The sequence below is a fragment of the Ruegeria sp. CH2 genome (genome assembly GCF_056537065.1).
In genome coordinates, this window is record NZ_JBQFQV010000010.1 from 18,315 (window position 1) to 42,746 (window position 24,432).

General features: G+C 60.6%; 34 protein-coding genes and 1 tRNA gene. 13 read left to right on the forward strand and 22 right to left on the reverse strand.

Features of this window, described 5'->3' with window-relative positions:
• Nucleotides 1–127 precede the first annotated feature (127 nt).
• Nucleotides 128–385, forward strand: a complete 258-nt coding sequence (locus ACR0M9_RS13880; protein ID WP_480773884.1) for a hypothetical protein — start codon at nucleotides 128–130, stop codon at nucleotides 383–385.
• A 150-nt stretch (nucleotides 386–535) separates the two neighbouring features.
• On the opposite strand, the gene ACR0M9_RS13885 is transcribed toward ACR0M9_RS13880, so the two are convergent.
• The 9 genes from ACR0M9_RS13885 to ACR0M9_RS13925 all read right to left on the reverse strand — a co-directional run bounded on the left by ACR0M9_RS13885 (nucleotide 536) and on the right by ACR0M9_RS13925 (nucleotide 6,345).
• Entirely contained in the window at nucleotides 536–1,129 is a 594-nt protein-coding gene (locus tag ACR0M9_RS13885) for a GNAT family N-acetyltransferase (RefSeq protein ID WP_480773885.1), read from the reverse strand.
• A complete protein-coding gene (locus ACR0M9_RS13890) occupies nucleotides 1,122–1,520 on the reverse strand; it encodes a ketosteroid isomerase-related protein (RefSeq protein WP_480488382.1) in 399 nt (132 codons plus the stop codon). Before ACR0M9_RS13890 ends, ACR0M9_RS13885 begins: the two co-directional genes overlap by 8 nt.
• Nucleotides 1,517–1,975, reverse strand: a complete 459-nt coding sequence (locus ACR0M9_RS13895; protein ID WP_209505795.1) for an arsenate-mycothiol transferase ArsC — start codon at nucleotides 1,973–1,975, stop codon at nucleotides 1,517–1,519. The genes ACR0M9_RS13890 and ACR0M9_RS13895 overlap by 4 nt, the downstream gene beginning before the upstream one ends.
• A 3-nt stretch (nucleotides 1,976–1,978) precedes the next feature.
• Nucleotides 1,979–2,458, reverse strand: coding sequence for a UPF0262 family protein (locus ACR0M9_RS13900; RefSeq protein WP_171722821.1), 480 nt, complete (start codon nucleotides 2,456–2,458; stop codon nucleotides 1,979–1,981).
• A 98-nt stretch (nucleotides 2,459–2,556) separates the two neighbouring features.
• Complete coding sequence (gene hisD / locus ACR0M9_RS13905; RefSeq protein ID WP_480773886.1) at nucleotides 2,557–3,858, reverse strand: histidinol dehydrogenase; 1,302 nt, start codon at nucleotides 3,856–3,858, stop codon at nucleotides 2,557–2,559.
• A 61-nt stretch (nucleotides 3,859–3,919) separates the two neighbouring features.
• The gene (locus tag ACR0M9_RS13910; protein WP_480495062.1) at nucleotides 3,920–4,441 is read right to left on the reverse strand and encodes a GNAT family N-acetyltransferase; all 522 of its coding nucleotides are present in this window, start codon (nucleotides 4,439–4,441) and stop codon (nucleotides 3,920–3,922) included.
• Nucleotides 4,442–4,918 carry a DUF2948 family protein gene (locus tag ACR0M9_RS13915; protein ID WP_480507465.1) on the reverse strand — a complete coding sequence of 159 codons (477 nt, stop codon included), beginning with the start codon at nucleotides 4,916–4,918 and terminating at the stop codon, nucleotides 4,442–4,444.
• The gene (murA, locus tag ACR0M9_RS13920) at nucleotides 4,915–6,183 is read right to left on the reverse strand and encodes a UDP-N-acetylglucosamine 1-carboxyvinyltransferase (protein ID WP_480773887.1); all 1,269 of its coding nucleotides are present in this window, start codon (nucleotides 6,181–6,183) and stop codon (nucleotides 4,915–4,917) included. The genes ACR0M9_RS13915 and murA overlap by 4 nt, the downstream gene beginning before the upstream one ends.
• Before the next feature lie 6 nt (nucleotides 6,184–6,189).
• Nucleotides 6,190–6,345, reverse strand: a complete 156-nt coding sequence (locus tag ACR0M9_RS13925) for a hypothetical protein (protein WP_209505784.1) — start codon at nucleotides 6,343–6,345, stop codon at nucleotides 6,190–6,192.
• Nucleotides 6,346–6,428: 83 nt separating this feature from the next.
• Between ACR0M9_RS13925 and ACR0M9_RS13930 the strand changes: the two genes are divergently transcribed.
• A tRNA-Thr gene (locus ACR0M9_RS13930) sits at nucleotides 6,429–6,503 on the forward strand.
• A 270-nt stretch (nucleotides 6,504–6,773) separates the two neighbouring features.
• Here ACR0M9_RS13930 and ACR0M9_RS13935 read toward each other — a convergent pair.
• The gene (locus tag ACR0M9_RS13935; protein ID WP_480773888.1) at nucleotides 6,774–7,037 is read right to left on the reverse strand and encodes a DUF2312 domain-containing protein; all 264 of its coding nucleotides are present in this window, start codon (nucleotides 7,035–7,037) and stop codon (nucleotides 6,774–6,776) included.
• Nucleotides 7,038–7,283: 246 nt separating this feature from the next.
• Here ACR0M9_RS13935 and ACR0M9_RS13940 point away from each other — a divergent pair, with 246 nt between their 5' ends.
• Nucleotides 7,284–7,502, forward strand: coding sequence for a hypothetical protein (locus tag ACR0M9_RS13940; RefSeq protein ID WP_267366623.1), 219 nt, complete (start codon nucleotides 7,284–7,286; stop codon nucleotides 7,500–7,502).
• Between the two features lie 9 nt (nucleotides 7,503–7,511).
• Here the strand turns inward: ACR0M9_RS13940 and ACR0M9_RS13945 are convergent, their stop codons facing one another.
• On the reverse strand, nucleotides 7,512–7,727 hold the full coding sequence (locus ACR0M9_RS13945) for a hypothetical protein (protein WP_209505776.1): 216 nt from the start codon (nucleotides 7,725–7,727) through the stop codon (nucleotides 7,512–7,514).
• 244 nt (nucleotides 7,728–7,971) lie between these two features.
• On the opposite strand from ACR0M9_RS13945, the gene ACR0M9_RS13950 reads away from it, so the two are divergent.
• Genes ACR0M9_RS13950 through ACR0M9_RS13965 form a run of 4 tightly spaced genes read left to right on the forward strand, consistent with a single transcriptional unit; the run spans nucleotide 7,972 to nucleotide 10,173 of the window.
• A complete protein-coding gene (locus ACR0M9_RS13950) occupies nucleotides 7,972–8,835 on the forward strand; it encodes an MBL fold metallo-hydrolase (protein ID WP_209505774.1) in 864 nt (287 codons plus the stop codon).
• Between the two features lie 34 nt (nucleotides 8,836–8,869).
• Nucleotides 8,870–9,298, forward strand: coding sequence for a YeeE/YedE family protein (locus tag ACR0M9_RS13955; RefSeq protein ID WP_209505772.1), 429 nt, complete (start codon nucleotides 8,870–8,872; stop codon nucleotides 9,296–9,298).
• Complete coding sequence (locus ACR0M9_RS13960; protein WP_480518974.1) at nucleotides 9,298–9,732, forward strand: DUF6691 family protein; 435 nt, start codon at nucleotides 9,298–9,300, stop codon at nucleotides 9,730–9,732. The genes ACR0M9_RS13955 and ACR0M9_RS13960 overlap by 1 nt, the downstream gene beginning before the upstream one ends.
• 9 nt (nucleotides 9,733–9,741) lie before the next feature.
• Nucleotides 9,742–10,173 carry a protein tyrosine phosphatase family protein gene (locus ACR0M9_RS13965; RefSeq protein WP_267366616.1) on the forward strand — a complete coding sequence of 144 codons (432 nt, stop codon included), beginning with the start codon at nucleotides 9,742–9,744 and terminating at the stop codon, nucleotides 10,171–10,173.
• 12 nt (nucleotides 10,174–10,185) lie between these two features.
• On the opposite strand, the gene ACR0M9_RS13970 is transcribed toward ACR0M9_RS13965, so the two are convergent.
• From ACR0M9_RS13970 to ACR0M9_RS13990, 5 genes are all read right to left on the reverse strand, one after another.
• Complete coding sequence (locus ACR0M9_RS13970; RefSeq protein WP_480546365.1) at nucleotides 10,186–11,274, reverse strand: FliM/FliN family flagellar motor C-terminal domain-containing protein; 1,089 nt, start codon at nucleotides 11,272–11,274, stop codon at nucleotides 10,186–10,188.
• 78 nt (nucleotides 11,275–11,352) lie between these two features.
• Nucleotides 11,353–14,031: a sensor histidine kinase gene (locus ACR0M9_RS13975; protein ID WP_267364699.1), complete on the reverse strand. Its 2,679-nt coding sequence runs from the start codon at nucleotides 14,029–14,031 to the stop codon at nucleotides 11,353–11,355.
• Nucleotides 14,031–14,339: a hypothetical protein gene (locus ACR0M9_RS13980; protein WP_209505761.1), complete on the reverse strand. Its 309-nt coding sequence runs from the start codon at nucleotides 14,337–14,339 to the stop codon at nucleotides 14,031–14,033. The genes ACR0M9_RS13975 and ACR0M9_RS13980 overlap by 1 nt, the downstream gene beginning before the upstream one ends.
• Nucleotides 14,336–14,716 (reverse strand): response regulator transcription factor, encoded by a 381-nt coding sequence (locus ACR0M9_RS13985; protein WP_480484506.1) that lies wholly within the window; start codon nucleotides 14,714–14,716, stop codon nucleotides 14,336–14,338. The genes ACR0M9_RS13980 and ACR0M9_RS13985 overlap by 4 nt, the downstream gene beginning before the upstream one ends.
• A 77-nt stretch (nucleotides 14,717–14,793) precedes the next feature.
• Nucleotides 14,794–16,086, reverse strand: coding sequence for a helix-turn-helix domain-containing protein (locus ACR0M9_RS13990; protein WP_480773889.1), 1,293 nt, complete (start codon nucleotides 16,084–16,086; stop codon nucleotides 14,794–14,796).
• Nucleotides 16,087–16,294: 208 nt separating this feature from the next.
• Between ACR0M9_RS13990 and ACR0M9_RS13995 the strand changes: the two genes are divergently transcribed.
• The 4 genes from ACR0M9_RS13995 to aat all read left to right on the forward strand — a co-directional run bounded on the left by ACR0M9_RS13995 (nucleotide 16,295) and on the right by aat (nucleotide 19,526).
• A complete protein-coding gene (locus tag ACR0M9_RS13995; RefSeq protein ID WP_209505755.1) occupies nucleotides 16,295–16,831 on the forward strand; it encodes a LuxR C-terminal-related transcriptional regulator in 537 nt (178 codons plus the stop codon).
• 151 nt (nucleotides 16,832–16,982) lie between these two features.
• Nucleotides 16,983–17,477, forward strand: coding sequence for an acetyl-CoA carboxylase biotin carboxyl carrier protein (gene accB, locus ACR0M9_RS14000; RefSeq protein WP_267364694.1), 495 nt, complete (start codon nucleotides 16,983–16,985; stop codon nucleotides 17,475–17,477).
• A gap of 9 nt (nucleotides 17,478–17,486) precedes the next feature.
• Nucleotides 17,487–18,836, forward strand: a complete 1,350-nt coding sequence (gene accC, locus ACR0M9_RS14005; protein ID WP_480773890.1) for an acetyl-CoA carboxylase biotin carboxylase subunit — start codon at nucleotides 17,487–17,489, stop codon at nucleotides 18,834–18,836.
• A 48-nt stretch (nucleotides 18,837–18,884) separates the two neighbouring features.
• The gene (gene aat / locus ACR0M9_RS14010) at nucleotides 18,885–19,526 is read left to right on the forward strand and encodes a leucyl/phenylalanyl-tRNA--protein transferase (protein WP_480773891.1); all 642 of its coding nucleotides are present in this window, start codon (nucleotides 18,885–18,887) and stop codon (nucleotides 19,524–19,526) included.
• Here aat and ACR0M9_RS14015 read toward each other — a convergent pair.
• The 6 genes from ACR0M9_RS14015 to ACR0M9_RS14040 all read right to left on the reverse strand — a co-directional run bounded on the left by ACR0M9_RS14015 (nucleotide 19,472) and on the right by ACR0M9_RS14040 (nucleotide 23,352).
• Nucleotides 19,472–19,840: a DUF2155 domain-containing protein gene (locus ACR0M9_RS14015; RefSeq protein ID WP_480546371.1), complete on the reverse strand. Its 369-nt coding sequence runs from the start codon at nucleotides 19,838–19,840 to the stop codon at nucleotides 19,472–19,474. The two genes, aat and ACR0M9_RS14015, sit on opposite strands and share 55 nt — an antisense overlap.
• On the reverse strand, nucleotides 19,837–20,289 hold the full coding sequence (gene mlaD, locus ACR0M9_RS14020; protein WP_267364689.1) for an outer membrane lipid asymmetry maintenance protein MlaD: 453 nt from the start codon (nucleotides 20,287–20,289) through the stop codon (nucleotides 19,837–19,839). The genes ACR0M9_RS14015 and mlaD overlap by 4 nt, the downstream gene beginning before the upstream one ends.
• Before the next feature lie 11 nt (nucleotides 20,290–20,300).
• The gene (locus ACR0M9_RS14025) at nucleotides 20,301–20,684 is read right to left on the reverse strand and encodes an NADH:ubiquinone oxidoreductase subunit NDUFA12 (RefSeq protein ID WP_267364687.1); all 384 of its coding nucleotides are present in this window, start codon (nucleotides 20,682–20,684) and stop codon (nucleotides 20,301–20,303) included.
• A gap of 80 nt (nucleotides 20,685–20,764) precedes the next feature.
• Nucleotides 20,765–21,127 carry a RidA family protein gene (locus tag ACR0M9_RS14030; protein ID WP_480773892.1) on the reverse strand — a complete coding sequence of 121 codons (363 nt, stop codon included), beginning with the start codon at nucleotides 21,125–21,127 and terminating at the stop codon, nucleotides 20,765–20,767.
• A 192-nt stretch (nucleotides 21,128–21,319) separates the two neighbouring features.
• Nucleotides 21,320–22,588, reverse strand: coding sequence for an ATP-dependent Clp protease ATP-binding subunit ClpX (clpX, locus tag ACR0M9_RS14035; RefSeq protein WP_209505741.1), 1,269 nt, complete (start codon nucleotides 22,586–22,588; stop codon nucleotides 21,320–21,322).
• 131 nt (nucleotides 22,589–22,719) lie between these two features.
• Entirely contained in the window at nucleotides 22,720–23,352 is a 633-nt protein-coding gene (locus tag ACR0M9_RS14040) for an ATP-dependent Clp protease proteolytic subunit (RefSeq protein ID WP_480484514.1), read from the reverse strand.
• A 359-nt stretch (nucleotides 23,353–23,711) separates the two neighbouring features.
• Here ACR0M9_RS14040 and ACR0M9_RS14045 point away from each other — a divergent pair, with 359 nt between their 5' ends.
• Together ACR0M9_RS14045 and ACR0M9_RS14050 are read left to right on the forward strand one after the other, a co-directional pair.
• A complete protein-coding gene (locus ACR0M9_RS14045; RefSeq protein ID WP_480473625.1) occupies nucleotides 23,712–24,053 on the forward strand; it encodes an ArsR/SmtB family transcription factor in 342 nt (113 codons plus the stop codon).
• 60 nt (nucleotides 24,054–24,113) lie between these two features.
• Nucleotides 24,114–24,251, forward strand: a complete 138-nt coding sequence (locus tag ACR0M9_RS14050; protein WP_209505735.1) for an entericidin A/B family lipoprotein — start codon at nucleotides 24,114–24,116, stop codon at nucleotides 24,249–24,251.
• The last annotated feature ends 181 nt before the right edge of the window (nucleotides 24,252–24,432 follow it).

Here is a 24,432-nt window from a genome sequence, read left to right on the forward strand (position 1 = left end):
CCGTAAGGAGGTCACTCGAGATTCCGACGTTGATTATATTTGTAGCATCATCGACAGCCTTTTGGATGACTGTACGCGATTCTGGGGGGAATCTGCGGTATCTTTGGGAGCCGATCATCCGAAGTTAATGGCGCAAATTCGTGCAAAACTTCACAATGTCAACGGGATGCAGAACCAACTTTTCTTTGGTCAAGAAGATGCTCTAGCAAATACCAAGGAAGAGTGGAAAGAACTGTACCGTGCGGCCACGGGTGGAAATTTTGACGACACAGACCGTACTGCTGATTCAGCAAAACTTACTGTTATATTGCAAATCGGCTGGCAAATGAGGAGAGGTGTTAGGTTGCGGAGAAACGCAATGAAGAGATCCATTTTCTCAGGATGAAAAACTCCTTCCTAACCAAAGCCTTCACTTGTTTTTTCCATAAGCGTCCGGTCGCATCACTTGCCTCGCATTCGCGACGAATGGCAGCTCTGTGACCTCACTTCCGGCAACACACAGAAAAACCCTGCTCCACCGCTCTCAACCCGAACCCTACAAATCCCTGATCCAGAACTGCAACGGCTTCAGCGTTTCTCCCTCTTCCCCGATATCCTTCCACGAGAATTGGGCGATTGCGCCGGGTAGGGGCTCGTATCCGCGGGCGCGCCAGAAGGTATCCAGCGGGCGGTAGTGGTCGGGGCGCAGGGGGTGGTCGGTGGGGCGTTGCACGCTGCAAAAGGCGCATTTGGCAAAGCCCAGTTCGCGGGCATGCCCCTCTCGCGTGTCGAAGAATTTGTGGCCAACCCCCTGCCCGCGATAGTCCGGCAGCAGGACGGATTCGGCGCAATAGAAGATCTGCGACAGATCGAGCCCGGTGTCTGCAAAGGCCGCGGCGAAATCGTCGGCGTGGTCGGTCAGCGGCGCGCCCGTCGAGGCGCCGATCAGGCGGTCGCCGTCGAAGGCGCCGACCACGATGGCCTTGTCGCTGTCGCGGTAGGATTGGAGGTATTTGCGTTCGTATTCCAGATCGCCGTCATAGAGGTAGGGCCAGGCGTGAAACACCCTGATCCGCAGGCGGGCGACATCGTCCAGAGCGGCCCCGAGTGCCGCTCCGGTCAGGGGGCGGACGTCGGTGACGTCAGCCATTCGAGACCTGTTTGGTCCAGTCTGCAAGGTTGTAGAAGGTGGTGACGCGGGTGATCTTGCCGTCCCTGAGATCAAAGAACGATCCGGCAGGCAGGCGATAGGTCTGGCCGTGGGCGTCGGGCAGACCCTCGTCCGTTTCCAGATAGGTGCCGTTGACGATGAACTCGGCCGCGGCGCGGGTGCCGCCCTGAGCCTCGAACACAACGATGTCGGTCAGGTTTTCGCGGTAGCAGCGGTTCATATGGGCGCAAAAGGCGGCGAACTTGTCCTTGCCGACGCGAATCTGACCTTCGTTCACGTGATGGGCCACGTCATCGGACAGGCAGGCCAGCATGCCATCGACGTCACCGGCGTTGAAGGCATCGAAATAGGTTTTGACGGTCTGGTTCATGTCCCCTCCGTTGGTTCGCCCCAGCGGTCTTTCAGATGCTGAATGATCTGGTCGCGGGTCTGTCGGTAGTGGTGTAGCTTTTGTTCGCGGGTCTCGCCCATCCCGGTAGGGTCCATTATTGGCCAATAATCGACATCGAGGTGAAAAACACGGGTCAGTTCCAGCGCCTGACGCTGGCTGGCGGGTGAAAGCGCCACAACCAGATCGAACGAGCTGAGGTCATCGCCCCATTCCTGCATCTCGTCGAAGGAGCGCGACCGGTGGCGGGACAGTTCCACGCCGACCTCGTGGCAGACCGCGATGCTGAAGCCGTCGATTTCCAGATCGTTATGCACACCGGCGGACTGGACATAGGTGCCGGTGCCATAGAATTTCTTCATCAGCCCCTCGGCCATTGGGGACCGAACCGCGTTGTGGTCGCAACAGAACAGGACCGACTGCGGCAGAGGCTTCACGCGTCAGCCCCCAAAATGCAGAACGCAGATCAGCGTGAACAGGCGGCGGGCGGTGTCGGTGTCGACATCTGCCTTGCCTTCCAGCCGTTCCTGCAACACGCGGCTGCCTTCGTTGTGGATACCCCGGCGGGCCATGTCGATGGTTTCGATCTGGCTGGGCGGCAGCGATTTCACCGCGTCAAAATAGCTTTCGCAGATCTGGAAGTAATCCTTGACCACCTGCCGGAAGGGACCGAGCGACAGGTGAAACTCGGCCGCTTTTTCGTTGGCCTCGGTTTCAATGTCGAAGACAAGCCGTTTGTCGCGGATCGAAAGCTGGAGGCGATAGGGGCCCTCGGGCACAACGCGGTCGTCGCGTTTGGGCAGCGAGAAGCTGTTTTCTTCCAGCAGATCATAGATGGCGACCTTGCGCTCCTGCTCGATCTCGGGCGTGGGCGGCGGCAGATTTCTATCATCCAGTTCGATATGCGAGATGCGGGTCATCTTTACAGTCACATTCCTTGCGTCAGCACAGACCTATAGCAATGATATTCAACGGGCAACGCACAGAAACGCCATATGCGCCCGGTCTTTGCGTCATTTCAGCCATTCAGGCGGTTCAGGCGCGCGGTGACCGAGAGGCCATGCGCCTCGAGGCTTTCCGATTGCGCCAGCTGTTCGGCAGCAGGGCCGATGGCACGCAGGGCTTCGGGGGTCATCTGGCTGAGCGTGGTGCGTTTGAGGAAATCCATCACGCTGAGGCCCGACGAAAACCGCGCCGAACGCGCGGTGGGCAACACGTGGTTGGGGCCGCCCACATAATCGCCGATGGCTTCGGGGGTGTACTGACCCAGAAAGATGGCTCCGGCGTGGATGGTTTTTTCGCTCAGCGCGCGCGGGTCGGCCACGCAAAGCTCCAGATGTTCCGGGGCAATGCGGTTGGACAGGGCTGCGGCCTCGTCCAGGTTGCGCACAGTGATCACCGCGCCGTAGTCGCGCCAGCTGGCCCCGGCGATGGCGCGGCGTTGCAGGGTTTCCAGCCGTTTTTCGACCGCCTGCGCGACGGACTGGCCGAATGCCGCGTCGTCAGTGATCAGGATCGACTGCGCGCTTTCGTCATGTTCGGCCTGGCTGAGCAGGTCCAGCGCAATCCAGTCAGGCTCATTGTCCTTGTCGGCGATGACCAGAATTTCCGAGGGGCCCGCGATCATGTCGATACCGACCTTGCCAAAGACGCGCCGCTTGGCGGCGGCGACAAAGGCGTTGCCTGGCCCGGTGATCTTGTCGACCGGCGCGATGGTGTCGGTACCATAGGCCAGCGCCGCCACGGCCTGCGCGCCGCCGATGCGATAAACCTCGTCCACACCCGACAGCTGTGCCGCCAGCAGCACCAGCGGGTTCACTTGCCCGTCGGGCGTGGGCACCACGATGGCCAGCCGTTCCACACCGGCCACCTTGGCCGGGATGGCGTTCATCAGCACCGATGACGGGTACGAGGCCAATCCACCCGGCACGTAAAGCCCTGCGGCCGAGACGGCAGACCAGCGCCAGCCGAGTGTTGCGCCCGTTGCATCGGTCCATTCCTGATCCTCGGGCATCTGCCTTTCGTGATAGGCCCGGATGCGGGAAGCCGCCAGTTCCAACGCCGTGCGATCTTCGTCCGAGACCTGCGCCACCGCATCCGCGATGTCCTGTGCGCTGAAGGCCAGCGTTTCGGGCGTCAGCGTCAGCCGGTCGAATTTGGCCGTCAGTTCGATCACCGCCGCATCGCCCCGGTTGCGCACATCGTCGATGATCTGCGCCACGACCGCATCCACATCCGGGCTGTCCTCGCGCTTGGCCGAGAGCAGGGTCCGGAAGGCGGGTTCGAAATCGGGCGATGTGGTATCAAGGAAAACGGGCATGATCTGGCACTCCGGGCGTTGCGCATTGGGACATATCGCCCGGAGCGCGCGGCCTCAACCCTCAGCCCACGGGGTGCAGCGATTTGTGCATGGCAAAGCAGGACAGATCCCCGTGGCCGCAGCACCGGCCGGTAGCCTGCCAGCCGTGGCGCAGATAGAAATCCTGCGCGGTTTTTGTTGCCTCAAGCGAGGCTGAGGAACATCCCGCCGCGAGCAGTTCCCGTTCCAGCCGATTCAAAACCGCCGCCCCCAGACCACAGCCCTTATGATCCGGGTCGATGTAAAGCAGAGTGATCTCTCCGGTTTCCAACAAACCGCCTACGGCGGCCACCTGCCCGGCCCGTTCAGCCAGCCAGATCTGCGATCCAGGTTTGATCCAGCCCCGGATCGAGGCCGGGTCCTTGTTATCGGTCCATTGCGCGATGGCCTGCGGGTCACCCTGATGATCGGCCCCGCAGAGCTGCGTGATCGAACGGATCAGAACCCGACTGATGTCGAAAACGTCGAAAACGGTGGCGCGACGCAGAGTGACACCTTCGGGCACCTTCGAAAACGCCTGAGATATGCCGCGCTTGTTCTGCATCTATTCGGGGTGATGCGGGGCCTGACCGGAGGGGGCCTGATAAGGGCGCGTGACGTCCTTGAGGGTGGCATCCAGCGCCTCGACCGTCAGGCGGATCGCGCCGTCACCGGCCAGCGTCAGCAGGACATGGCCCGCGCCATCCTCGCCGGGTTCGAAAACAACCGACAGCAGCGACATGATCATGTCAGTGTCACCGCGATCAATGCCCTGACTGGACACCGAGAGAACCGAACCGAAGACCAGCACCGACTGCACCCGTTCAAACGGGCGGTCGCGGCGGGCGGCGGCATCCTTGTCTTCCCAGCGGAAGCGGTTCAGCAGCAAGCCAAAGCGGCGCTGCGCCGGTTGCCACTTCATCTCGGTCACCGGAAACACGGCATCCTGCGCGAGGGTCGAGATCACCTGAAGGTCATCTGCATCCTCGGCCCCCAGATTAAGCGGCGCCTCGCGCCCGTCTTCAAAGCTTGCGTCTGTCATTGGCCCTTGATCCGTTCAATCTTTGCACCCACGCCTTCCAGCTTGCGCACCACATGTTCATATCCGCGGTCCAGATGATAGACCCGGCTGACCGTTGTTTCCCCTTCTGCCGCCAATCCGGCAAGGATCAGCGAGACCGAGGCCCGCAGGTCGGTCGCCATCACCGGTGCGCCTTTCAGGCGCTCGACCCCGGTCACCGTGGCGGTGCCGCCATGCACCTCGATATGCGCGCCCATGCGCACCAGTTCGGGGGCGTGCATGAAGCGGTTTTCGAAGATGCGTTCTTCGAGAACCGAGGTGCCCTCAGCCGTGCACATCAGCGCCATCATCTGCGCCTGCAAGTCGGTCGGGAAGCCGGGGAAAGGTTCGGTCACCACATCCACCGCGCGCACACGCCCGTTTTTGCGGGCCACTTTCAGACCGCCCTCGGTTTCTGAAACGCTGACGCCTGCCGCATCCAGCTTGGCCGCAAAGGATTCGACCAGTGACATGCGACCGCCCAGCAGTTCGACCTCGCCCCCACAAATCGCCGGGGCCAGCATATAGGTGCCCAGCTCGATCCGGTCGGTGACAACCTGATGTGTGGCCCCGTGTAGCCGGTCGACGCCCTGAATTTCGATGGTCGGGGTACCTTCGCCGGAAATCTGGGCACCCATCTTGCGCAGGCATTCAACCAGATCGACGATCTCGGGCTCGCGCGCGGCGTTCTTGAGCACCGTGGTGCCCTTGGCCAGCGTGGCCGCCATGACGATGTTTTCGGTGGCCCCGACCGAGGCAAAGCGCATCTGGTGCACGGCGCCTTTCAGACCACCCGGAGCTTTGGCGTGCAGATAGCCGTCCTTCAGCTCGATCTCGGCGCCCAGCGCCTCGAGCCCTTCGACATGCAGGTCCATTGGCCGCGCGCCAATCGCACAACCGCCTGGCAGTGACACGACCGCCTGCCCGAACCGCGCCAGCAAGGGGCCCAGCACAAGGTTCGAGGCGCGCATCTTGCGCACGATGTCATAATCGGCGGTCTGACTGGTCAGGCTGTGGCTGGACATTGCAATCACCTGACCGTCTTGCAGCGACGACACCTCGGCCCCCAGCGATTGCAGCAGCGCGGTCATGGTCTTGATGTCGCTCAGCCGCGGCGCATTGGTCAGCGTCAGCGGTTCTTCGCTCAGCAATGTTGCGGGCATCAGTGTCAGGCACGCATTCTTGGCCCCCGCAATCGGTATCTGACCGTTCAGCGGGCCATTGCCCGTTACCAGAATCGAATCCATCTGCTCTTATCCCTCGTCCTTGTCAGGCTTGTCCCCTGCTGCCGCACGCGCCTTGGCCTGCGCCTTGCGACGCGCCATGTTAGCCTTCAGCGCCGCCTTCAGCCGCGCCTCGCGCGCATCGCCGGGTTTACCTTGTTTTTTGGGTGAATTTTTATCCGTCATGATCTTTCTCTACAGGAGGCGAAAAAAACCGTCCAGACACCCTTGCGCCGCGTTTCGTTTGAGTCTAATCACCCGCCCACAGCGCTGCTGTAGCTCAGAGGTAGAGCACTCCCTTGGTAAGGGAGAGGTCGAGAGTTCAATTCTCTCCAGCAGCACCATCCTTCATATTCCTGCGAAAAAGCGCGCTTTTATCCGGAAGGGTTTGGGTGTTCCGGCGTCTTTGGCTATTGGCGTGTCAGAGACTTTTGTGGTGCGCGTTTGGTTTATGGGCGGTTCGATACAGCCCGGAGGCGTCGAGCGCTGCGCGTGGTAGTACCATGCGCTTGGCAAGGGGAGCCGCTGCGCGCCCGTTGCATCCCCCCGGCCGGTGGCTCTTTCCGGGCTTTGAACCCATTCCAGAGCCATAGATCGTTTCGCGGCGGTCGGGCTTAGTTCATGCCCAGCGCTTCTTTGTACATTTCGATGACGGCCTCTTGCTCGGCGATGTCATCCTTGTCCCTTTTTCTGAGGGAAATGATGCTGCGAAGGGCCTTTACGTCATAGCCGCGCGACTTGCTTTCGGCGTAGACCTCTTTGATCTGGTCGGCGATGTCTTTCTTTTCCATCTCCAGGCGCTCGATACGTTCCACAAACTGGCGCAGCTCGCCCGCGGTGACCTTGTAATTTACTTCTGCTTCTTCAGACATGCTCATCTTTTTTGTTCCCGGTTATGGACCTGCAACCAGAAGAGGTCAGCCTGCGGCTGGCGGTGAACGGCGGTGGCCCGATCATCGGGGGCACCTTCGAAACACGCCTGTCCCAGAGGCTGAAACCCTGGTGTGGAATGCCGGATACAGTGCTGCCGCCCGGGTCGCAAGCACCCAATGGGCTGGCGCACTTGTATGACCCCAACCGATCCGTTAAGCGCGTGATCAGGTCACGAGGATATGCGGGGAACCATGTTCGAAATCATCACCTGGGGCGGTGCGGCCCTGTCTGTGGCCGGGCTTGCCGGTCTGGTCTGGTGCATTCTTCGCGTGATGCGGGCGCGCAAGGCCGGTCTGTCGGATGACGAGCTGCGCGCGGTGGTTCAGGGGGTTCTGCCCTGGAACCTGGCCTCGCTGTTTCTGTCGGTGCTTGGATTGATGCTGGTCATCCTCGGGATTTCCCTTGGATGACCATCCGGTTCACACCGGCAAGTTATCAAACTGCGCTTCAATCGCATCTTCGCACAAGGCCGCATCCAGACGACGCAGGCGCGAAGGCACCTCCATCCCCTGCTGCCGCATCCGGTCAACAATCTTACTCACACTCGGCTGAAGCGCCAAACGCGTTTCCAGACCCGCGTTCACAAGCTTACGTTCAAGCTGCTCGGCTTCGGAATAAAGACCAGTCGGTGTCATAACTATCCTCCCAAGTGGCGCCAGTATCCCCAATATACGTAACGGGATTACGACCCGCAGATAATATCGTAGCCTTGTGCGGGAAATTGCCTGCCATGGTCGAAGTTTCGGCAATCTGACGCGGATAGGTTAAAGATTAAGCCAGAATTACAGCGGTTGCTTTGACCGGCATCAAATTCAGGTTCGATATTGCATCACATTCCAATTCACATATATGATATGCGAGACCGAAACGGAGAAGATCATGACACCGAAAGTGAAAGCGTTTTTTGACGAGCAGACCTTTACGGTTTCCTACGTGGTTCATGAACCTCAGGGACGGGCCTGTGCCATCATCGACAGCGTACTGGATTTCGATCATGCCTCGGGGCGGACGTCGACAACCTCGGCGGACAAGATCATCGATTTTGTGCGCGCGCAGGACCTTAAGGTCGAGTGGATTCTGGAAAGCCATGTCCATGCCGACCACCTGTCGGCGGCCCCCTATCTGCAACAGGAGCTGGGCGGAAAGATCGGGATTGGCGACCAGATCGTCACCGTGCAGGACACGTTTGGCAAGGTTTTCAACGAAGGAACCGAGTTTCAGCGCGATGGCAGCCAGTTTGACGCGCTGTTCAAGGAAGGCGACAGCTTTCACATCGGCCAGATGCGGGGCGACGTGCTGCACACCCCCGGCCATACACCGGCCTGCATGACCTACGTGATTGGCGATGCCGCATTTGTGGGTGACACTCTGTTCATGCCCGATTTCGGCACGGCGCGCTGCGATTTTCCCGGAGGATCGTCGGCCACACTGTTCCAGTCGATCCAGAAGATTCTGTCGCTGCCGGACAATACCCGCATCTATGTCGGGCATGATTACAAGGCACCGGGCCGCGACGAATACGCGTGGGAGACAACGGTGGGTGAGCAGAAGGCGCTGAACGTCCATATCGGACAGGGGCGCAGCATCGAAGACTTCGTGGAAATGCGCGACGCGCGGGACGCCACGCTGGCTATGCCGCGCCTGATCCTGCCGTCTTTGCAGGTCAACATGCGGGCCGGTCAGATGCCCCCGGCGGATGAACAGGGCGATGTTTTCCTGAAACTGCCGGTCAACAAGCTGTGACGCGGGCACAACAAATCACAAAGGGAATTCCCACATGAATATTGAGTGGATCTGGGGGCTGTGCGGCGGTCTGGTGATCGGTCTGGCCGGGGCGGTCTACCTGCTGGGCAATGGCCGGATCATGGGCGCAAGCGGCATTCTGGGCGGCCTTGTCGATGGCAGTGCCAAGGGGAGCATGGCCGAAAAGCTGGCCTTTATTGCGGGACTTGTCGGAATGCCCGTTCTTCTGCACCCGTTGATCGCGCCCGAGGCCCAGACGCATCTTACCAGCAATCTGGGCGTTGTCATTCTGGCCGGGCTGCTGGTCGGTATCGGTACACGGATCGCCAATGGCTGTACCTCGGGGCACGGGGTGTGCGGTATCTCTCGGTTCTCGCTGCGCGGCATCGTGGCCACCGTTTTCTATATCCTTGCCGGGGGCGTGACCCTTGTGCTGCTGCGTCATGTGATGGGAGTGATCTGATGCGTCTTATCATTGCGTTGATCGCCGGATCACTGTTCGGTGCCGGGTTGCTGATTTCGGGCATGACGGACACCACAAAAGTTCAGGGCTGGCTGGATGTGTTTGGCAACTGGGATCCGACGCTGGCCTTTGTGATGGCCGGTGCCATCCTGCCGATGCTTGTGGCGTGGCGGATGACAACCGGACGGCAAAACGCCCTGACCGGCGGAGCCTTTCCACCCCCTGCAAAGCCCGAGGTTGATCGCAGGCTGATCGTGGGTTCGGTTCTGTTCGGGATGGGCTGGGGACTGGCCGGGCTGTGCCCCGGACCGGCAATGGCCTCGCTGAGCTATGGCGGGCTGGGCGGGCTGGTCTTTCTGGTTGCAATGGCGGCTGGGATGTTCGTGGCACCACCGCTGGGCGCGCAACTGGACAGGGCGGCAAACGCGGCCTAAGGAATTGGCATGGAGATTCGTCAGATTACCCCCCGCTATGCTGTCTCGCCGCAGATCACGGTCGAGGATGTTCCGGCCATCGCCGAGGCTGGCTTTGCCAAAGTGATCTGCAACCGGCCCAATGCCGAAGTTCCCCCGGCCATGCAATCCGACGCGATCGGCGAAGCGGTGCGGGCCGCCGGTATGGAATATGAGGTGCTGGAGCTGACCCACCAGACGATGACACCTGAGAACGTGAAGCGGCAGCGCGACATGGCGGAAAACGGCAGTGGCCCTGTTCTGGCCTATTGCGCCTCGGGCACGCGGTGTTCGGTTGTCTGGGCCCTGGGCCAGTGCGACCACATGAGCACGGACGACATCCTGAGTGCGACCGGCAAAGCCGGGTATCAGCTGGACAATTTGCGCCCCATGCTGGACCAGATCCGCGGCACTGGCGGCTGAGTGCCCCTCAACCTAGCTGGTGGACTCCGGGGGTGCCAACCCCGCCAGTTGCGTGATTTCAGCGACCATCCGTTCGGAATCGTTCACGATCAGATCGCTATCTGTCAGATCTGACACCCCGGCCGGGACGGGCTGGGCGTGCGCATCATGCACAGCTGGTTCGACCGGATGATCCTGCGGTGGTGTTCCACTTTTGCTGGCGATGAAGTCCTGCGCGTCAGCGCCGGTCAGGGCCGGCAATGCAGCGGCTTCATTCAGCCGCACGGCCCGGAGACCACCGCATTGCCCAAGGCGACCGATACCGGCGCGTGTCCGGTCAATCGTCAGAACCTCGGTCCGGTCCAGACGCGCCCCGCGCAACGGCAGAATGTCCCCGATCCGCATTCCGGACAGGTCGGACAGCGGCAGCGACATGCGGCACAGCGCGGCGGTCAGTTCCGCCCGCATCACGCCTGAACACTGATCCATACGCAGGTCAGCCTTTTCCCCGGTATCTTCTGCCACATCCGGGACGGCAGGAAGTTCCGGCAGAAAGACCGAGATGCGACCCTGCTGCTCTCCGTTCGCCAGATCGACGGTCAGTTCGAAAATGCGGTACGCCTCTTCCGTCATCGCCAGTGACAGGGTGCGCAAATCCTTGGCGCGCGAGGTAAATTCCAGCCCTGCAAGGCAAATCTGATCGCTTGAGGCGTCGAACAAAGCGGCGGAACCGGTCAACGCGGCTTCGATCAAGGGGGCCACGATGGCGGCGTCGGTATCCGTGAACGTGCGTGTGCCGGGATCACCGGACAGGACCTGACCAATGGTCTGGGCCTGAACAATGGCCGAGACCACATTCGGGTTGAGACAGGCCGCGGCGCGGCCTTCGGGGCCGTCAAACACCAGCAGCAGCCAATCCTGCCCCGCCGCGTCCCCCGGCACGTCTTGCGACTGGCTGGATTGTTTTGCCCCGATAACCGCCAGCGGCAGGTTCAGCCGGTCGCCCGCAGCCCGCGCGAACCCAAGGCGCAGCGCCCGCAGAACCGAGCGTGGGCGATCCCCCAGATCCTTTTGCCCGACGGACAGTTTGCGCGCCAACGCGGCATTGACATCTTGTGACATGACGCCCGATCACCAATTGTTCCAGAACCTGGCAACCGGTTTACACCCTCGGGCGTTACCAAGTTCTTTATGGCCGCGTCACTGCGCCGCCTGCTGGTAGGCCTGTGGCAGGCTGATCCGGAAGGCCGCGCCGCCCTGCCCCGGCAGATAGGTGATCTCACCCCCCAGCCGCTGCATGATTTCGCGGCAGATGGCCAGACCAAGCCCCGCTCCGCCAGCCTTGTCGCCGCCCACGCGGGCAAATTTCTCAAACACCATCGAGCGCGCGCCAGGTGGGATGCCACTGCCATTGTCGATGAAATCGACGATGACCCGCCCGCCGACATCATGGGCAGAGATGACCAGCACCGGATCGTCCGCGTCGCAGTATTTCTGCGCATTCGAGATCAGGTTGATGAACACCTGTCCCAACCGATCCAGATCCGTATGCAGGAAAATCCGCTCGGCCGTGCGGGTCCGGCGGACGGTGATCTTTCGGTCCGCCCCGGCCAGAGCGCTGGGCACGGCGCGGTCCAGAACCGAGCGCAGGCTGTCATCGCTGAGATTGAGGCTGACCTGCCCGTTTTCAAGCACGCTCAGATCCAGCAGATCATCGAGCAGCCGGGTCAGGCGCAGGGCTTCGTCATGAATGATCGCGGCATAGCGGGTCTGCTCCTGGCGGCTGAGGCCATCGGTGTCACGCATGATTTCCGAAAACGCCCGGATCGAGGTCATCGGCGTGCGCAATTCGTGACTGACCTGGCTCAGGAAGCTGTCCTTCTGTTCGGAAATCTGGGTGAGCTTGGCGTTAGCCTCGCGCAATTGCCGAGCGGTTCGGCTGAGTTCGGAGGACTTTTCCTCGAGCTGGCCGGAGTATTCCAGCAGTTGCGCGGATTCGTCTGCCACGGCCAGCAGATCCTCGACTGAGACCGACGATCCGCCCACGATCTGGCCGATCATCGCATGGGCCATGGCCGCACCGACCGAGCCGCTGAGCTCGCGTTCCAGACGGTTGAGAAAGCCCGGCGTCGGCTCTGGCAGGTGCGAACGGCCACCCTGTTTTTGCGCCTCGGCCTGAAAGAACTCCTGCGTGGGGCCGGTGCCCAGAATGCGCTGCGTCATGATCATCAGGTCTTCGCTTTGCGCCACCGACCCGGACCACCCGCGCGGCGCGACCGAGTGATCAAAGACGTTGACGAACTGCGCCCCTTGCAACCGTTCCAACGGGCTGGGAAAGCTGAGCAGGGACGCGACGCAGAAGGCAAGCGTGTTCAGGGACAAGGACCACATCACCGTATGCACCATCGGATCGATCCCCTCGATCCCGAACAGGGCATGAGGGCGCAGCCAGCCAAGGCCGAACAAGCCGTTTTGCAGCACGGTTTCGGGCATCCACGCGCCGCCCATTCCCGGCAGCAGCAGGGTGTATATCCACAGCACAAAGCCCACGGTCAACCCGACCAGCGCCCCGGTCCGGGTCGCCCTGCGCCAGAACAGCCCCCCAACCAGCGCTGGCAGAATCTGCGAGATACCGGCAAAGGCGATCAACCCGATCGAGGCCAGAGCGGCACCGCCCCCGGACAGCCGGTAGTAGAAAAAGCCCAACGCGATGATGGCGGCAATGGAAACACGGCGTGCCATCAGGACAATGTTGCGCACATCGCCCGATACCGAGCCGGTGCCTTCCTGCGTGTTCAGCCAGATGGGCATGACCACATGGTTCGACACCATTGTCGACAGGGCCATCGCACTGACGATGACCATCGAGGTTGCCGAGGAAAACCCGCCGATGAAGGACAGCATTGCCAGCCAGTCATTGCCTTGGGACAGCGGCACGGTCAGCACGAACAGGTCGGGGTTGGCGCCCTGGGGCAGCAGGTCCAGTCCGACCACGGCGATGGGCACGACAAACAGGCTCATGAACAGCAGGTAGAGCGGGAAAGCCCAGGCAGCGGTTCTGAGATGGCCTTCGTCATCGTTTTCCACCACCATCACCTGAAACATCCGGGGCAGGCAGATGAAGGCGGCGGCCGACAGAAAGATGAACGTCGTCCAGCGCCCGGCATCGACGTTCCACTGGCCGATTTCCGAGGCATCGATCCGGTCCATCATCGGGCCGATGCCGCCCGCGATCCCCCACACCACGAAAACGCCCACGGCGATCAGAGCAAACAGTTTGACAACGGCCTCGACCGCGATGGCCGTGACCACACCGTGATGACGTTCGTTCACGTCCAGATTGCGGGTGCCGAACAGGATGGCAAAAACGGCCAGTCCAGCCGCGACCCAGAACACGCTGGACCCTTCGCGGTAGAGGCCTGACGGGTCAGCCTCGGCAAAGATCGAGAATGACAGCGTAATCGACTGCAATTGCAGCGCGATATAGGGCGTGCCGCCCAGCACCGCCAGAATGGTCACGCAGACCGCCAGCGTGTTCGACTTGCCATACCGGGACGACAGCAGGTCGGCGATCGAGGTGACCCGCTGGCTGCGCCCGACGCGCACCAGCTTGCGCAGCCCCCACCACCAGCCGACCATCACCAGCGTCGGACCGAGGTAGATGGTGACAAATTCCAGCCCCGACCGCGCGGCGTTGCCCACCGCGCCATAAAATGTCCAGGCGGTGCAATAGATCGACAGGGACAGCGTGTAGATCACGGGTGAACGCAACCATTTGCCGCGCCCGGCCGCAGCCATGCGATCCGCGGCGAAGGCCACTGCGAACAGGAACACGACATAGGCAAGGCAAACCAGAATCAGAACGTTTATGGTGGCCATCACTCAGCGCCCGTGTCCGATCCCTCGCGCGCGGCCATGCGGCGGGCGGCCAGCCCAAAGACAAACCCGGCCAGGATCAGCGCGCCCCAGCAGAGGAATATGTAATACATCGCCGAGGACAAGGGCACCGCCGCATCCCCGCCGGACGGGTCTGGCCACAGCAACGGAAGGGCCAGCAGCGCCGCACCCAGAAAGGGCAAAATCCGGGCGGCATCCGTCAACCTGTGACGACGATAGCTTTGTCGTTCCAGAAAAAGCGAGGGGCGTGTGCCCGGTGGTTTGGTCTTGTTGCCCTCGCCGGACATCATAAACGCGTCGCCTGCGCGTGAAGGTCACGCACGGCTGTCAGAACTTCAGCATTGGAAAACGGTTTGGTCATGAAGCGGCTGACGCCTGCGTTTTCAGCCATTTCCCGGTCGCGCGACTGCCCCCGTGCAGTCAGCATCAGAACCGGCAAGCCTGCCAGTTCCTCCATTTTTCTGAGTTCCCGAAGGATATCCATACCGTTCTTGCCCGGCAGCATGACATCCAGAATGACCAGATCGGGCTGCGCCCCCTGGATCACCTGAACCGCATCCGTTCCGTCGCCATGCGTTTCGACCTGCCATCCCTCGCGCGACAGCAGGAACCGGATAGCCTCGGCGATGTTCGGTTCGTCCTCAATCAGCAGAACCTTTCGGCTCATATGTTCAGTTCCTCCCATAACCGGTCTTCCATCCCGAGACCGGTTCCCGCCAGATTAAGCGGTCTGTCATGAACGTGTCAAAAACCTTCGCTCAAAATCGACGGCTCGCGCCGGGCTTTGCAATCGCGGTTTGGGCAGACACGGCAATTTGGCCCGACCTGAGTGACCGGCACCTCGTCTGACGGGTCCCTGACCGGGCGCACCACCATGACCGAGCGATAGGCCGGGTCCTGATCGTATCCCGACACCGCATGCGGCCAGGCATAAGCGACGCATTCGAACACGGCCGAGGACCTGCCGGTCAGGACGACCTGCTTGCGCACCGGCACAAGCGGACGACTGAGGGCCGTGAACAGCGGCCAGAGCGGGCAGACATCCCCGTGTCGGGGCAAAGTAAACCCCTGAATCGGCTTGAGAAACAGGATGCTTCCGGACGCGTCGCACAGCACCATGCCAACCGGTTGTGACAGGATGCCATCCGGCAGAAAAGCCAGCCGCCGGAGGACAGTCGCAATGTCGACAGACAGCCGCTGCGCCAATTCAATTGGGTCCGGTTCACCCTTCTGAACAACCGCTTTGACAGCATCCGGTGGCAGGGCCTGCGCGTCTGAGCGATAGATTCTGAGAACTTCGCGCGCAACGGTGCGCGCCGCCGAGGTATTGAGCCCGCTCAGGTCAACCGCATCCACATCGCCACCGTCTTCCAGTTCGGAAATCGTGTAGGCGCGGGCTTCAAAGAAGGCTTCGACCTCTTCCAGGGGAACGGCACGTGGATCAACCGCCGAGTCGCTTTCGTCGAGGAAGGTCACCAGTGCCTTGGAGCTGCCCGCCAGCCGTTCGGCATCCTGATGCAGGTTCTTGTGAAAACGCTCGCGCCATTCGGCCTCGATATCTTGGGTATCCGCAAGGATCGCGGCGGTCGAGCGTATCGCGGCGGCGGTTGACAGAACCTCGTGCATCGACGCGGCCAGTTGCGGGTCGTGCGTAAGGCGGTCGGACAGGGTTTCGACGTTCCGCTCCAAAGACACGACACGGCGATGCATTTGCGCCAGAACACCGGCCCAGCCGGGAAAACGCCCGGCGAATTCCTCGAGCCCGTCAACCTCGGCTTTCTGTCCGACCGCATCCTCGGCCGCCTCGCGCAGGGCGGAAACCAGAGTTGCCTCGATCCCCTGTGTCAGAACCGAAGGTTCAACGCCCAGCGCCGCCGCGATATCGACCAGCAATTTGCCCCCGATCCTGCGGCGATTGTGTTCGATCAGGTTCAGATAAGACGCCGATATTCCGGCCTGCCGCGCCAGTTCCGCCTGCCGCAGCCCGGCAATTTGCCGTCTTTCGCGAATGCGGCTGCCTGTCAACGTGTCGCGCATGTTTACTTTCCCTGAATTCAGACCCGTCGAATTTCACGATCGTTTTCTGATTATAGTATCTGTTTCTATAGGTTAATCATTTCTTTTCAGCTGGCATTTACAACTTTCACAATCTGACGCAAACCAAAGCATCCGTTTCGGGCGTCAATCTGGCGCAAGACACCGCATCCCCCTTCATTTCCGCGCGCTTTCCCGGCACCATACACGCATGAGCGACCCCGCCTTTGAATATGCGCCGATCGGGCTTGTTGAGCTGGAAAACAGGATCATCCGGCGCTGTAACCTGCAATTTGCCCGCACCTTTGGCGGAGAAGAAAACGACTATCGCAACATGCCGCTGTTGCACCTTTACCCTTCGGTCGCCGATTGGGAGAGGATCGGCGAACGCAGCCTGCAAGTGATGCGCGGCACCGGATATTACACGGATGAGCGCGTCATGCGCCGCCGTAGCGGGGATCTGTTCTGGTGCCGCGCCCGGGGCCGGTCGCTGACGCCCGACGACCCGTTCCGCCACGGTATCTGGAGCTTTTCCGACATATCCGAGGAACGACCGCTGGTTGAGCTGACCATCCGTGAACGCGAAGTGGCCATCCTGTCCTGCCGCGGCCTGTCGGCCAAGGAAATCGGAGCAGAGCTGGGCCTGAGTTACCGCACAATCGAGGCTTACCGCGCCCGTTTGCTTGAAAAATTCGGCGCACGAAAGCTGTCTGAACTGGTCGCCAAATTATCGGGGATGCCCCTGTGACGCGTTCGACCCCTTAAATTACGCGTGAAACGCATGCCAGATGGTGCGAGTCGGCGCTTTTCATGCACCGCCGCTTAGCCTATAACCCTGCGTAATTTGATCAGAGCCCGCAAGAAACAGACGGGCCAAAGGGGAACCGTCGAGGATACTCATGACAGACACCAAACACGAAGCGGATGTGGCATTCATCAAGGCTCTGGCCGAGTTGCTGCGCGAAAACGATCTGACCGAGTTGCAGGTCAAACGCGAATATGGCGAAGAAGACAGCCTGAACGTGCGCGTCAGCCGTATGACACAGACCGTGGCCGCTCCGGTTCAGATGGCTGTTCCTGCGGCAGCGCCCGCCCCTGCTGCGGCACCGGCTGCGGCCCCCGCGGCGGCCCCTGCTGCTGCCGAAGATCCGGCCAGCCATCCGGGCGCTGTCACCTCGCCCATGGTGGGCACGGTCTATATGCAGCCGGAACCCGGCGCGCCCGCGTTCATTTCCGTCGGCGCGACAGTGTCTGAAGGCGACACGCTGCTGATCGTCGAAGCGATGAAGACCATGAACCACATCCACGCCCCCAAATCGGGCACCGTCAAGCGCGTGCTGGTGGGCGATGGAGACGCTGTTGAGTTCGGCACTCCTCTGGTCATCATCGAGTAAGGCGGGCCCATGTTCGACAAGATCCTGATTGCCAACCGAGGCGAGATCGCCCTGCGCGTCATCCGCGCCGCGCGCGAGATGGGGATAAAGACGGTTGCCGTCCATTCCACCGCCGACAGCGACGCGATGCATGTGCGCATGGCGGACGAATCGGTCTGCATCGGCCCCCCGCCCAGCCCGCAAAGCTATCTGTCGGTGCCCGCGATCATTTCGGCCTGTGAGATCACCGGCGCGCAGGCGATCCATCCCGGCTATGGCTTTTTGTCCGAAAACGCCGAGTTCGTGCAGATCGTCGAAGATCATGGCATCACGTTCATCGGCCCCACCGCGGAACATATCCGCGTCATGGGCGACAAGATCACCGCCAAGGACACGATGAAGGCGCTGGGTGTGCCTTGCGTTCCCGGTTCGGACGGTGGCGTTCCCACGCTGGCCCACGCCAAGCGCATCGGTGAGGAATTCGGCTATCCCGTCATCATCAAGGCCACGGCTGGCGGCGGTGGGCGCGGCATGAAAGTCGCGATGAACGCGAACGAGATGGAAAGCGCCTTCATGACCGCACGCGCCGAAGGCAAGGCCGCCTTTGGCAATGACGAGGTCTATATCGAGAAATATCTGACCACGCCGCGCCATATCGAGATTCAGGTCTTTGGCGACGGCAAGGGCAATGCGGTGCATCTGGGCGAGCGCGATTGTTCGTTGCAGCGCCGTCACCAGAAGGTCTTTGAAGAGGCCCCCGGCCCCTGCATCACCGCCGAAGAGCGCGCCCGGATCGGCAAGATCTGCGCCGACGCGGTCGCCAAGATCAACTATATCGGCGCAGGCACCATCGAGTTCCTGTATGAAAAGGGCGAGTTCTATTTCATCGAGATGAACACTCGCCTGCAGGTGGAACACCCTGTCACCGAAGGGATCTTTGGCGTCGATCTGGTGCGCGAGCAAATTTTGGTCGCTGCAGGTGAACCAATGTCATTCGGTCAGGACGATCTGAAGATCAACGGCCACGCTATTGAGGTTCGGATCAACGCGGAGAAGCTGCCGAACTTTTCGCCCTGCCCCGGCAAGATCACGGCCTATCACGCGCCGGGCGGCCTGGGCGTGCGGATGGACTCGGCACTTTATGACGGCTATTCGATCCCGCCCTATTACGACTCGCTGATTGGCAAGCTGATCGTGCAGGGCCGCGACCGAGCCGAGGCGCTGGCGCGTCTGCAACGCGCGCTGGGAGAGTTGATCGTCGACGGTATCGACACCACCGTACCCCTTTTCCACGCCCTGTTGCAGGAGCCCGATCTGCACAGCGGCGAGTACAACATCCACTGGCTGGAGCGCTGGCTTGCGGAGAACATGGAAAAATAAGGGCCATGTGCCAGAGGGCCCGCGCCCTCTGGTCGCCCTATCACCGGCATGAGCCTGACCCCCGAACTGCTGCTGCACGGATATTCCATCGGTATCTTCCCGATGGCCGAACACCGCGACGATCCTGAACTGTTCTGGGTTGATCCCAAGTTTCGCGGGATATTTCCGCTGGACGGGTTCCACATCTCGCGCAGTCTGGCCCGCCGCATCCGGAACTGCGGGTTCGGGATTTCAATCAACCGGGATTTTTCCGGCGTTGTTGATGGGTGCGCCGACCGGTCCGATACCTGGATCAACGCGGAACTGCACGCCCTTTATCGCCAGCTGCACCAATCCGGTCATGCGCATTCTCTGGAAGTCTGGGACGGAGCGGCACTGGTGGGCGGCGTTTATGGCGTGACGCTGGGGGCCGCGTTCTTTGGCGAAAGCATGTTTTCGCGCCGCACGGATGCCTCGAAGATCGCGCTCGCCTATCTTGTGGACCGGCTGCGGCAAACCTGCTTTCACCTGTTTGACACGCAGTTCTTGACCGCGCATCTGGCATCCCTTGGGGCGATCGAAATCCCGCGTGGGGCTTACAAGAAAGAACTGGAAGAAGCCCTGAACCAGAGCGCCGACTTTGCTGCGCCGATCACTCAGTCCGCAGAAGGCGTGATACAGCGGATGACCCAGACGTCATACCGCGCGTGATCCAGCGCATTCAGCGCCGGAGAGGTCGCGATCATCCAGCCGTCAAACAGCTGATCCGCTTTGCCCGTTTCCCAAATGGTCAGATAGGCAAAGGCATCGCCTGTCGGGTTATCCACCGGATACCGGCAATCCCCCAGCGCCACATCCAGCCCGAAAACAGCTTCGGTCTGACCTGTCTGCAATTCGATATCAACCGTCTGGCCACTGACTTTGTCGAGCCCCCGCAGCATGGCGCCGGGGCCAGAGTTGACTTTCTGCTGCGCGGCGGCACCGGTTGCAGCCAGCAACAGGGCAAACAGGGCGGCGCGCATCATTCGCTGCCATCTCCGGCTACGAACTTGACCAGCAGCGAGATCAGGCTGACCGCACCCTGGGTATCCTGAATCTCATCGCCAGGTTCAAAAAAGAAGGGTGAACCGCCTGGCATAACTTCGACAAAGTTTCCACCCAACAGCCCTTCGGACGAGATCACGATGGCGCTGTCATCGGGCACAAGCACGCCTTCGGCAACAGAGAAAGTCGTGTCGGCACGATAGGTATCCGGGTTCAGCTTGACCCCGGTAACGGTGCCGATTTTCACCCCGGCAAGACGGACATCCGTGCCAACGCCGACCCCTTCCAGCGACCGGAACGAGGCGCCCAGCTCATAGCCCGCAGCACCTTGCGACAGGCCGGTTGATTGGCTGGCATAAACGCCAAACGCGATGGCACCGGCCAAAACGACGCCTCCGACAAGAACTTCGGTCCAGTTATGGGTCGACATCTTCGCCTCGTTTATTCCGGGCTCCAGGCCTCGTAATCCCTGCGCTCAACCGGCTTGGCCCGCCGCAGCGACCCGGCAGGCGCATAGGCCAGCGCCGTACCTGTCAGGTTCTCCTGATGCGGTTTTTCCCAGGCTTTGTGCGGCAGTGGTTTGTCGGTCGGGGGTTCGTCCCAGGTGCGGTGCAACCAGCCGTGCCATTCGGGGTCAACCCGGCTGGCTTCGGCCTCGCCATTGAAAATCACCCAGCGCCTGCTGTCGTCGGCGGTGCGATAAAACACATTGCCTTCATTGTCTTCGCCCACTTTCACACCCTTGCGCGCCGTATAAAGCTGCGTGTTCAGTGTTGACCCGTTCCACCAGGTCACGGCTCGTAAAAGACTGTTCAGGATTCCCATCGGCTGCCTCCGGCATTTCGGTCGAGAGAAGGTATGGACCAAAGGCTCGCCAAGGTCCAGTGCCCCTTGGGCTTCCAGTGTTACTGCGGCAGGATGGCGGTCACTTCGATCTCGATCCGGTACTTCGGATCAATCAAACCGCATTCGATCATCGTCGCAGCCGGTGGATTGGCGCCAAACGTCTCGGCCAGAACCGGCCAGCACTGCGCGAACTCATTGCGGTCCGGCAACATGTAGGTGACCCGAACCACATCTTCAAAACCCGCGCCCGCCTCAGCCAGTGCCTTGCCGATGACATCCAGCGCAGACCGGCATTGCGCCACCACGCCCTCGCCCTGCCCGACGGTCCCGGCGACATGAACCCAGCCGCCCGCAACCACTGCACGGCAATAGCCGACTTTCGCCTCAAACTCACCGCCCGAAGAAATGCGCTTCACTGTCATAACCCGTCACCTTTGTTGTTCGAAAACTTGCTTAAGCTCCCGCCGCCTGATTGCGCATGCCTTCGCGTGCGAGCGACGGATCCCCAGCTTCATCTGGCTATAAATATCCCGGGGGAGATGCCCGAAGGGCAGCGGGGGCAGAGCCCCCTTAACCTGTTCAACTGAAGTCCCGCCGCCGCGAAATGACCGGCCTCAACCCGCCGAGGCCGATTCCTTGGCCGCATCGGCATAGATGAACAGCGGCTGCGCGTCGGACATCACCGCCTCTTCGTTCACCACAACTTCGCTGACATTTTTCATGCCCGGCAGTTCGAACATGGTGTCCAGCAGGATATCCTCGAGAATTGACCGCAGGCCGCGCGCACCGGTTTTGCGCTCGATGGCTTTCTTGGCAATCGCCTTCAGCGCGTCATCGGTGAAGCCCAGTTCAACATCTTCCAGCTCGAACAGGCGCTGGTATTGCTTGACCAGGGCGTTCTTCGGCTTGGTCAGGATGGTGACCAGTGCTTCCTCGTCCAAATCCTCCAGCGTTGCCAGAACCGGCAGACGACCGACGAATTCGGGGATCAGGCCAAATTTCAGCAGATCTTCGGGCTCCAGATCCTTGAAGATCTCGCCCACGCCGCGCTCGTCATTGTCACGCACATCGGCGCCAAAGCCCATGGCCGAGCCCTTGCCGCGTTGTGCAATGATCCGGTCCAGACCCGCAAAAGCGCCGCCACAGATGAACAGGATGTTCGTGGTGTCCACCTGCAGGAATTCCTGCTGCGGGTGTTTGCGGCCGCCCTGCGGCGGAACGCTGGCCACGGTGCCTTCCATCAGTTTCAGCAGCGCCTGCTGTACACCTTCACCGGACACGTCGCGCGTGATCGACGGATTCTCGGATTTGCGGGTGATCTTGTCGACCTCGTCGATATAGACGATGCCGCGCTGCGCGCGTTCGACATTGTATTCGCTGGCCTGCAACAGCTTGAGAATGATGTTTTCAACATCCTCGCCCACGTAACCGGCTTCGGTCAGCGTGGTGGCATCGGCCATGGTAAAGGGAACATCCAGTATCCGGGCCAGCGTTTGCGCAAGCAATGTCTTGCCACAGCCGGTGGGGCCGATCAGCAGAATATTGGACTTTGCCAGTTCGATATCATTGCCCGCCTTCTGGGCGTGGTTCAGACGTTTGTAGTGGTTGTGGACCGCAACCGACAGGACGCGTTTTGCGGTGGCTTGACCGATCACGTAATCGTCCAGCACTTCGCAGATATCCTTGGGCGTCGGAACACCGTCCGAAGACTTCAGCCCGCTGGCCTTGGTCTCTTCGCGGATGATGTCCATGCAAAGTTCGACACATTCATCACAGATGAAAACGGTCGGGCCTGCGATCAGCTTGCGCACCTCATGCTGGCTTTTGCCGCAGAAGCTGCAGTAGAGCGTGTTTTTCCCGTCACCGCCTGAATTCGTCGCCATGATCTACCTTTCGGGCCTCATCCCAGCACCCCCGGCGGGGATGCGTTTCGCCTGTTCGTGCAGCTTAGGCCAGCGCTTTGGCCGCTACAATCTCAAAATGGTTCCTGCACCGGAGGCACAGGCTCCGAAACTCAGACCTCATCCGCGTCCATTTTTGCGCGATTTTCCACGATCTCGTCGATGTGGCCCCATTCCTTGGCCTCTTCCGGACTCATGAAATTGTCACGGTCCAGCGCTTTTTCAACCGCCTTTTTTGTCTGCCCGGTATGACGCACATAGATGTCATAAAGGCGATCCTTGAGCTTTTGCGTCTCGGCTGCGTGGATCATGATATCGCTGGCCTGACCCTGATATCCGCCGCTGGGCTGGTGCACCATGATCCGGCTGTTGGGCAGCGAAAAGCGCATCCCTTTCTCGCCGCCGGCCAGCAGAACCGATCCCATCGAGGCCGCCTGACCGATCACCAACGTGGAACATTTCGGCTTGATATACTGCATTGTATCGTAAATCGACAAACCGCTGGTCACCACGCCACCGGGCGAGTTGATGTAGATCGAGATTTCCTTGTTGGGGTTTTCCGCCTCAAGGTGCAGCAGCTGCGCCACAATCAGATGGCTCATGCCATCGTGAATCGGGCCGTTGATGAAGATGATCCGCTCTTTCAGCAGGCGGGAGAAAATATCATACGCGCGCTCGCCCCGGCTGGTCTGTTCAACGACCATGGGAACAAGCGTATTCATGTAGGTATCTACGGGATCGAACATTCGTAACCTGCCTGTTTTGCTGTGGATCGGGACATTATCCCAACAAGTGTTACCTGAGTCTTAGTGTTGGCTCCGGGGGGCTGCAAGGGGGTGTCGGTGAGAACGCGGAATGAATGTGGATCGCCGTCAATAAGATTGTCACACCTGCCGCTGTCCCGCAGCAGCACCCTATCCATGATTGCGCCCCGCTAAAGGGGCTGCGGGGAAAACGGCTGCGGGTTCCCCTTTTTTCATCACGGTTTTTTGATTCATACATATAGCAATAATTGATCGAAACATGTACTGAAGTGGCTCGCAGGCGACGAGCTTTACGTTACGGAAACTACGCCCGGTCAACGGGTTCACAAGGAACACATTCGATGGCACTTCCACAGCTGTCTCAGGACATGTCGCAACACGACCTGGATCGTATGGTCGATAATGCGACACGCGCGTCCAACTTCCTCAAGGCAATCAGTCACGAAGGCCGACTGATGATCCTGTGTCACCTGGTGTCCGGTGAGAAATCTGTTACCGAGTTGGAAGAGCTGTTGTCCGCCAGACAAGCCGCTGTTTCGCAACAGCTTTCCCGCCTGCGTCTGGAGGGGCTTGTGATACCGCGCAGAGAGGGCAAAACCATCTTCTACCGGTTGGCCGATGACCGCCCGCGCCGGATGCTTGAAGTGGTGTACGAGCTGTTCTGCGGTGAGGACAAAGGCTAGCTCTGGCTTGGTGTCGAGAAAGGTGCTACCGAATCCGTATCGAGCACTGAGGAGACACACATGATCCGCGTAATTCTGATTGGCCTGAGCCTGTTTGCACTGACCGCCTGCGAAACCGCCAAAGGCGCGGGCAAAGATATCGAAAAGGCCGGGGATGCAATCCAGAACGCAGCTTCGGACGTGCAGGAAAGCCTGTAAGCGCGCTTATCTTGCGGGCGAGCCGGACATTAACGCAATATATGGTTGAAGATTGCGCCCACACGCAGTAGTCTAGCCCTACAGGTGCATAGACGCGGCATTGCATATCTGACACTAAATCGGGGCTCTTTCGCGCACGCAGAAGAGCCCCGTTCCCGTTCGGCAGGGGTGAGTGGTAGCC

Coding starts and splice junctions, on each gene's coding strand:
- ACR0M9_RS13940 (WP_267366623.1), top strand. CDS start 7,284: ATGTTCGAAATCATCACCTGGGGCGGTGCGGCCCTGTCTGTGGCCGGG.
- ACR0M9_RS13945 (WP_209505776.1), bottom strand. CDS start 7,727: ATGACACCGACTGGTCTTTATTCCGAAGCCGAGCAGCTTGAACGTAAG.
- ACR0M9_RS13890 (WP_480488382.1), bottom strand. CDS start 1,520: ATGAACCAGACCGTCAAAACCTATTTCGATGCCTTCAACGCCGGTGAC.
- ACR0M9_RS13935 (WP_480773888.1), bottom strand. CDS start 7,037: ATGAGCATGTCTGAAGAAGCAGAAGTAAATTACAAGGTCACCGCGGGC.
- ACR0M9_RS14015 (WP_480546371.1), bottom strand. CDS start 19,840: ATGATGCGCGCCGCCCTGTTTGCCCTGTTGCTGGCTGCAACCGGTGCC.
- ACR0M9_RS13975 (WP_267364699.1), bottom strand. CDS start 14,031: ATGGCCACCATAAACGTTCTGATTCTGGTTTGCCTTGCCTATGTCGTG.
- ACR0M9_RS13960 (WP_480518974.1), top strand. CDS start 9,298: ATGCGTCTTATCATTGCGTTGATCGCCGGATCACTGTTCGGTGCCGGG.
- ACR0M9_RS13885 (WP_480773885.1), bottom strand. CDS start 1,129: ATGGCTGACGTCACCGACGTCCGCCCCCTGACCGGAGCGGCACTCGGG.
- ACR0M9_RS13985 (WP_480484506.1), bottom strand. CDS start 14,716: ATGAGCCGAAAGGTTCTGCTGATTGAGGACGAACCGAACATCGCCGAG.
- accC (WP_480773890.1), top strand. CDS start 17,487: ATGTTCGACAAGATCCTGATTGCCAACCGAGGCGAGATCGCCCTGCGC.
- ACR0M9_RS14045 (WP_480473625.1), top strand. CDS start 23,712: ATGGCACTTCCACAGCTGTCTCAGGACATGTCGCAACACGACCTGGAT.
- aat (WP_480773891.1), top strand. CDS start 18,885: ATGAGCCTGACCCCCGAACTGCTGCTGCACGGATATTCCATCGGTATC.
- ACR0M9_RS13970 (WP_480546365.1), bottom strand. CDS start 11,274: ATGTCACAAGATGTCAATGCCGCGTTGGCGCGCAAACTGTCCGTCGGG.
- ACR0M9_RS13990 (WP_480773889.1), bottom strand. CDS start 16,086: ATGCGCGACACGTTGACAGGCAGCCGCATTCGCGAAAGACGGCAAATT.
- ACR0M9_RS14030 (WP_480773892.1), bottom strand. CDS start 21,127: ATGACAGTGAAGCGCATTTCTTCGGGCGGTGAGTTTGAGGCGAAAGTC.
- ACR0M9_RS13965 (WP_267366616.1), top strand. CDS start 9,742: ATGGAGATTCGTCAGATTACCCCCCGCTATGCTGTCTCGCCGCAGATC.
- ACR0M9_RS13995 (WP_209505755.1), top strand. CDS start 16,295: ATGAGCGACCCCGCCTTTGAATATGCGCCGATCGGGCTTGTTGAGCTG.
- ACR0M9_RS13915 (WP_480507465.1), bottom strand. CDS start 4,918: ATGACAGACGCAAGCTTTGAAGACGGGCGCGAGGCGCCGCTTAATCTG.
- accB (WP_267364694.1), top strand. CDS start 16,983: ATGACAGACACCAAACACGAAGCGGATGTGGCATTCATCAAGGCTCTG.
- ACR0M9_RS13880 (WP_480773884.1), top strand. CDS start 128: ATGGCGCAAATTCGTGCAAAACTTCACAATGTCAACGGGATGCAGAAC.
- murA (WP_480773887.1), bottom strand. CDS start 6,183: ATGGATTCGATTCTGGTAACGGGCAATGGCCCGCTGAACGGTCAGATA.
- hisD (WP_480773886.1), bottom strand. CDS start 3,858: ATGCCCGTTTTCCTTGATACCACATCGCCCGATTTCGAACCCGCCTTC.
- ACR0M9_RS13925 (WP_209505784.1), bottom strand. CDS start 6,345: ATGACGGATAAAAATTCACCCAAAAAACAAGGTAAACCCGGCGATGCG.
- ACR0M9_RS14025 (WP_267364687.1), bottom strand. CDS start 20,684: ATGGGAATCCTGAACAGTCTTTTACGAGCCGTGACCTGGTGGAACGGG.
- ACR0M9_RS13950 (WP_209505774.1), top strand. CDS start 7,972: ATGACACCGAAAGTGAAAGCGTTTTTTGACGAGCAGACCTTTACGGTT.
- ACR0M9_RS13900 (WP_171722821.1), bottom strand. CDS start 2,458: ATGACCCGCATCTCGCATATCGAACTGGATGATAGAAATCTGCCGCCG.
- ACR0M9_RS13955 (WP_209505772.1), top strand. CDS start 8,870: ATGAATATTGAGTGGATCTGGGGGCTGTGCGGCGGTCTGGTGATCGGT.
- ACR0M9_RS13910 (WP_480495062.1), bottom strand. CDS start 4,441: ATGCAGAACAAGCGCGGCATATCTCAGGCGTTTTCGAAGGTGCCCGAA.
- ACR0M9_RS14050 (WP_209505735.1), top strand. CDS start 24,114: ATGATCCGCGTAATTCTGATTGGCCTGAGCCTGTTTGCACTGACCGCC.
- ACR0M9_RS13980 (WP_209505761.1), bottom strand. CDS start 14,339: ATGATGTCCGGCGAGGGCAACAAGACCAAACCACCGGGCACACGCCCC.
- clpX (WP_209505741.1), bottom strand. CDS start 22,588: ATGGCGACGAATTCAGGCGGTGACGGGAAAAACACGCTCTACTGCAGC.
- mlaD (WP_267364689.1), bottom strand. CDS start 20,289: ATGTCGACCCATAACTGGACCGAAGTTCTTGTCGGAGGCGTCGTTTTG.
- ACR0M9_RS14040 (WP_480484514.1), bottom strand. CDS start 23,352: ATGTTCGATCCCGTAGATACCTACATGAATACGCTTGTTCCCATGGTC.